The sequence below is a fragment of the Candidatus Omnitrophota bacterium genome (assembly GCA_028693815.1).
Taxonomy (GTDB): Bacteria; Omnitrophota; Gorgyraeia; order Zapsychrales; family Aceulaceae; genus Aceula.
Genome location: JAQUUP010000017.1, coordinates 36,905 through 43,320 on the forward strand (window position 1 = coordinate 36,905; position 6,416 = coordinate 43,320).

General features: G+C 39.5%; 7 protein-coding genes. All 7 read right to left on the bottom strand.

All coding sequences use genetic code 11. The annotated features are described in order from the left end of the window. Positions 1-4: 4 nt before the first annotated feature. Positions 5-1,102, bottom strand: a complete 1,098-nt coding sequence (locus tag PHY73_06355) for an ABC transporter permease (protein ID MDD3375323.1) — start codon at positions 1,100-1,102, stop codon at positions 5-7. A 39-nt stretch (positions 1,103-1,141) separates the two neighbouring features. Beyond that, complete coding sequence (locus PHY73_06360; protein ID MDD3375324.1) at positions 1,142-2,113, bottom strand: ABC transporter permease; 972 nt, start codon at positions 2,111-2,113, stop codon at positions 1,142-1,144. After that, complete coding sequence (locus PHY73_06365; protein ID MDD3375325.1) at positions 2,113-3,867, bottom strand: ABC transporter substrate-binding protein; 1,755 nt, start codon at positions 3,865-3,867, stop codon at positions 2,113-2,115. The genes PHY73_06360 and PHY73_06365 overlap by 1 nt, the downstream gene beginning before the upstream one ends. Beyond that, positions 3,851-4,219, bottom strand: coding sequence for a preprotein translocase subunit SecG (secG, locus tag PHY73_06370; GenBank protein ID MDD3375326.1), 369 nt, complete (start codon positions 4,217-4,219; stop codon positions 3,851-3,853). The genes PHY73_06365 and secG overlap by 17 nt, the downstream gene beginning before the upstream one ends. 23 nt (positions 4,220-4,242) lie before the next feature. After that, on the bottom strand, positions 4,243-4,995 hold the full coding sequence (gene tpiA / locus PHY73_06375) for a triose-phosphate isomerase (protein MDD3375327.1): 753 nt from the start codon (positions 4,993-4,995) through the stop codon (positions 4,243-4,245). Between the two features lie 48 nt (positions 4,996-5,043). Beyond that, positions 5,044-5,406, bottom strand: a complete 363-nt coding sequence (locus tag PHY73_06380; GenBank protein MDD3375328.1) for a four helix bundle protein — start codon at positions 5,404-5,406, stop codon at positions 5,044-5,046. Between the two features lie 61 nt (positions 5,407-5,467). After that, the coding region (locus PHY73_06385; protein ID MDD3375329.1) for a phosphoglycerate kinase at positions 5,468-6,416 on the bottom strand (949 nt) is incomplete at its 5' end.

Sequence of the window (6,416 nt, forward strand, 5' to 3'; positions counted from 1 at the left end):
TCATCTAGCCTTCCATCTTAAACGTTGGATCCAGCGCATCTCTTAGAGCATCACCAATAATATTAAAACAAATCACTGTTAAGAAAATAAAAAATCCCGGCAATAAAATCCAAGGAGCAAATCTGATTTGGATAATCCCCATAGCCTCGGACAAAAGATTGCCCCAGCTTGCATAAGGATCCTGAATGCCTAACCCTAAGAGACTTAGCGCACTCTCCCCGATAATATATCCTGGAATCGAAAGCATAATCGCTACAATCGAATACGACACCGTGTGAGGCAAAATATGATTTAGAATAATCTTGATATCCGACAGACCTGCTACCTTTGCGGCTAAAACATATTCTCTTTGCTTAAGAGAAATCGCCATCCCACGAATAACACGCGCCAAAGAAGCCCACCCAATAAAAGAAAAAATCACCACAATTAAAATGTAAACCTGTAAAGAATTAAGATTCGGCGGAAAAGCTGCTCGCAAAGCCAGCATTAAATAAAACCCAGGAATCATCATAACCATTTCACACATCCGCATGATCAAATTATCAATTTTTCCGCCATAATATCCAGAAATGCCGCCAATCAAAAGGCCAAAGAAAAATGAAATCGCAACACCGATAATACCGATCGACAGCGAGATCCGTCCGCCCCACAACAATCTCGAAAAAAGATCTCTCCCCCTAGAATCTGCGCCCCAAAGATGAAGCCGTCCAGGACTCTTGACGCCGAAAAAATGATAGCGCGACGGGATCATTCCTAAAATCTTATATTGATCTCCTTTGACGAGAAACTGAATTGGAAAACTTTGAGAAACATCTTCGCTGTAAACCCGTTTATGAAATTGATCAAAAGACAATGTCATCTGATTAACATACGGCCAAGTTAGTCTCCCTTGATTGCTAACAACATGAATTTTCATCGGTGGACAGTACGAATAATTTCGATCTTCATTATCATATGAATAAGGTGACAAAAATCCAGCAAAAGCAGCTGAAAAATACAACAAGATTAAAATGCCAACGCAAACCATGGCCAAGCGATTTCGTCGAAACATCGCCATCGCGGATTGAAACTGGCTTAAACTTTTTTTATCTTGCTTAATCATATACAACCTATTAATAAAGATTTAATCTAAAATACTCGTCTAGGAATCAGTATAACGAATCCTCGGGTCAACCCATGCGAGCATAATATCTGCCAAAAGATTTCCTAAAAATAGCAAAACTCCGCCCATCAACATACTAGCCATCACCAAATATAAATCTTTCGCTCGAACAGCCGTGAGCATCACGGACCCAATGCCAGGCCAGCTGCAAATAATTTCGATTAATGCCGCACCACTTAAAAGTCCTGACAAATGATATCCTAAGATTGTAATCAACGGATTAATCGCATTGCGCAGCGCGTGCTTATAGATAACACGACTTTCTGGCAGGCCTTTGGCTCGGGCCGCCAAAATATATTGCTGTCGCAAAACCTCCAAAAGATTGCCCCGCATAATTCTCTGCAAACTTGCAATCGCGCCAATCGAAATAACAACCGTCGGAATAACCAGATGACGGCCAACATCTAGGAGTTTTCCCAAAAGACTCATTTGATCAAAGTCTGCACTTTGCATTCCTCCCAAAGGAAGACCACCAAACTTTGAAGCAAAATACAGAAGAATAATCGCCAAGAAAAAACTCGGCACAGATAAACTAATAAAAGAAATGATCGATAAAAATTTATCAATAAACCGATTGCGATTAACAGCCATCACAATCCCCAAAGGAATCGCGATCAACCATGTGGCAAGCATCGCGCTGAGCGATAAAATGAAAGTATTAAAAAGTCGGCTTGAAATAATTTGAGAAACCGGAGCATTATAATAAAATGAATAGCCCAAATTAAAATGCAAAAGATTCTTAAGCCAATGCCAATACTGCTGAAACAACGACTTGTCGAGATAAAACAATTTCTCGTAATGAGCAATTGTCTGCGGCGATACTTGAGGGTCTAGCTTTAAGGTGTCAAAAAAATTGCCAGGAGTAATCTGAATCAAAAAGAATGTCAAAAGAGAAATGCCGAATAACAACGGAATCGAAATCAAAATTCTTTTTAAAATATATTTGAGCATTATCGATATTTTTTCTTTATATAAAGTTCTTCTAAATTATGAAAGACACCACCATAGACGGTTGGGTTTAGATTCTCAAACTTATTTCGCACCGCTGATATCCCTGCCCCTAAAACTGTATAAATCAAAGGAAGCTCTCTTGAAACAATCATCTGCCATTCATCGTACAAAGGCTTTCGGGCTTTATCGTCTAGCTCTTGGACCGCTAAATTAAAGATTTCATCCACCCGAGCTTCCCATTGCGTTTGAGGCTGCTCTTGTCCTGGATTCCAAAAATGAAGCTGGCCGTTGGAAACCCAGACATTTTTTCCAAAATGAGGTTCAATGCCGCCAGTCAATCCAATTAAAATCGCATCCCAATCATAAGCCCCAATTAATTTTGCGACTAAATTATTAAATTCCAAACCTAAAAAATTAACTTTTAAGCCAATCTTTTCTAAATCATGACGGATAATTGCTGCAATCTGAAGCCGTTCAGCAGAATTGGAGCTCGTAAATAAATTAAATTCCACCTTATTGCCGTCTTTGTCCTCGCGGATTCCATCTTTATTTCGATCAACAAATCCGGCATCAGCTAAAATTTGTTTTGCCTTTTCTAAATCATAATCATATTTTAAAACATTCGGATTATAAAATATGCCCGCGCTTGGATTCATGGCCGAATATTGAGGATATCCAAGATCATTCATAACAATTTGAACAATGCGTTTTTTATCAATGGCGTGCGCAACCGCTTTTCGAAATTCTAAATTTTGAAACCAGGACAATTTAATGGGATCAACAAAAGGCTTATTCGTTTTTGGATTAACTCTTGGATTCTGATTAAAAACAATAAAGTTGCTTCCAAAGGTCGCTCCCAGATCATAAACAGTAAAATTCTTTTCCTTTTCCAAGGGCTTTAAAAGCGGATAATCCGTTCCCCTAACGTCGCAAGAATCTGTTTCACCCTCTAAGAATTTTAAAAGGGCAACATCTTGATTTTGAACAATAAGATAAATGATTCTCTGAATAAATGGTAAGCGCTCACCCTCGCTAGATTTGCCCCAATAAAGAGGATTGGCTTTTAAAACAACGCGCTGACCCGGCTGATAAAGGCTTAACAGATACGGCCCTGTGCCAATAATTTGATCAACAGGCGTGTCAATGCCCCAGGTAAAACTAAACGTTTTGTCGTCTACAGCACTTTTAAGTGCGTGCTTAGGCATAATGCTTGTGCCCATTGAACGCAAAAATGGAGCAAAGCGCATCGGCAAAGTAAATTGAACAACATGATCAGAAATTCTTTTAACTTCAAATTTCTTACCATCAATCGTAAAAATATCACGCGACGATGTTGGAATCTCATCATTATAAATCAGTTCATTAAATGTAAAAACAACATCGTCGGCAGAAAAAGGAACCCCGTCAGACCACAGAACATCCTCCCGAAGATAAAAAGTCCAAACCAAACCATTGTCGCTGACCTGCCAACTCTTTGCCAAGCTTGGCAAAACCTCTAATGTTGCCCCGTCTGTTTTGGTGAGCCCTTCAAAAAGATAACCAATCACAGCCGATGTCGAGTTTTCTTTTGCGACAACCGGATTAAAACTTCGAGGGTCAGAAGTCGTCGTAAAAACAAGCTGCCCTCCGTATTTGTCAGAAACAGTGTCTTGCGCCAAAGCAACTTGAACTGAACATAAAAAAACTACTAATGATATTAGTAGTTTTTTTATTACTGTTGTTCTAATAAAAATATTCTTATTTCTGTGTTTCACTTGGTGGTACCGCATTTTCTGCGTTTGTATTAATCTCGATTCTTTGCACGTTTTCAGAAGCTTCATCAAAAAGCTTGTCTGGGTCAAACTCTTCTTGAACCTTGCCTGCGTTCATTAAAAGCGATTTATCTTTTTGCGCGGACAAGAAAGCAAGACTCAACGAAGTCACCAAGAAAATAATTGCTAAAACCGTTGTCGCTCTGATTAAAACGCTATTTGTTTGAGCCCCAAACATTGATTCAGCCGCTGCAAAACCATCCGTCAGGCCTCCTCCTCGCCCTGATTGCATCAAAACAACAACCGCCAGCAAAATGCACGTCAACACGTGAACAATAATAAGAAATGTAAACATATGACTCCCCTTTTATTTAATAACTAACAATTTTTAATAATACCTAAGAATGAATCTATTTTTAAAGCAGCGCCACCAACAAGCGCACCGTCAATATCTTTTTGCCCCATTAATTCCTTTGCGTTGTCCGGCTTAACACTCCCACCGTACTGAAGACGTACACTTTGCGCAACTTCCTCGTTGTGCATTTCTTTTAAAAGACCACGAATAAACGAGTGTATTTCTTGCGCTTGCTCTGGACTTGCCGTCTTGCCTGTTCCAATTGCCCACACAGGTTCGTAGGCAATAATAATCTTTTTCATTTCGTCAGCGCTAAACCCTTTGAGAGAATTCTCGACGTGATCTTTAACAACGTCAAAAGCTTTATTGGCTTCTCTTTGCTCAAGATTTTCTCCAACACAAACAATCGGAATCAATCCACCGGCGAGCGCGGCTTTAACTTTGTTGTTAACCGTTTCGTTTGTTTCGCCAAAATATTGTCGCCTTTCAGAGTGACCAATAATAACGTACTGGCACCCAGCATCCTTTAACAAAGGAACAGACACTTCCCCTGTAAAAGCACCAGAATCTTCCCAGTACAAATCTTGCGCCCCAAGCCCAACGTTAGAGCCGGCGACCACTTTTTTCACTTCTGAAAGCGCTGTAAAAACTGGACAAACAACAATGTCGACATTTGTAATCCCAGCAGCTTCTTTCTTGATTCCAGAGGCTAATTCAACAGCTTCTGAAATGGTTTTATTTAATTTCCAATTTCCTGCAATAATTATTTTTCTCATAATGATCTCCGATCCAGTATCTAGTATATAGTATGTTGTATTTTGTAACTAAACCAATTTCTTCAAAAGCGAAGAAATCATCTTGCCCAAGTAATTCATTTTTTCAAAAACATTTTTTAAATCTTCGAAACTAACATATTTTAACTTTTCAGCTACAATCAGTTGCGTTTCCAGCTCTGCCAAAGAACCAAGAGCAATAAACAAAAATTGTCGATACTCCTTGTTATGATACCTTTTAAAACCTTCTGCAATATTTGAAGGAACCGATACGCTCGCACGTCTAATCTGAGAAGTCAGTCCGTAAATTTCTTCTTTAGGAAAAGCTTTTGTTATCCGATAAGAATCTTCTACTATCTCAATGCCTTTTTTCCAAATCCGAAGATCCTTAAAACTTTTTATCTTCTCTTCCATCTTTACTGCTCGCTATTCCCTAATTACGACATCCCAAATACTAAATACCATATACTGCTTGCTATTTATCCTTCAAAGCTGTAATGCCTGGCAACTCTTTTCCTTCTAAAAATTCCAGCGACGCGCCGCCACCTGTTGAAATGTGTGTCATCGCATCTTCGACATTAAACTTGCTAACCGCAGCAGCCGAATCCCCTCCGCCAACAATACTTGTCACACCCTTTAGCGTTGCAATATATTCCGCAATCTCTTTTGTGCCTTGGGCATATTCATCAACTTCAAAAACACCAACTGGACCGTTCCAAACAATTGTCTTTGCCGTCGACAACACTTCTTCAAATTTCTTGATCGTTTCTGGACCGATATCAAGACTTTCCCAGCCATCAGGAATATCTGTCACAATCTTTCGTGTTTCTGGTTTATCAAACCCTTCAACAATCAAAAAATCACTTGTCAGCTCTATGCGGACACCTTTTTCTTTTGCCTTTTTCAAAAGCTCACCTGCAATCTCAACTTTATCTGCCTCAAGCTTTGAATTTCCAACATTTTTTCCTTGAGATTTCAAAAACGTATACGCCATTCCGCCGCCGATTAAAATCGCATCCGCTTTTTCAAGCAGATTCTCAACCAAAACAATTTTATCAGAAACCTTGGCCCCACCTAAAATAACAACAAAAGGTCTTTCGGGATTTGTCACCACCCCTCCAAGATACTTAATTTCTTTTTCCAGAAGGAATCCCGCGCCAGCCGACAAATACTCTGTAATCCCCGCAACAGAAGCATGCGCCCGATGCGCTGTTCCAAAAGCATCATTCACGTACACATCTGCCAAAGATGCAAGACTTTTTGCAAATTCCGGATCATTTTTCTTTTCTTGCTTATAAAAACGTAGATTTTCTAAAAGAATCACTCGCTCTTTAGATCCATCAATCTTTGCCTTAACCTCATCGCCAATGCAATCATCAAGCTTCAAAACTTTCTCGCCCAAAAGCTCTTCAAGGCGTGCCGCC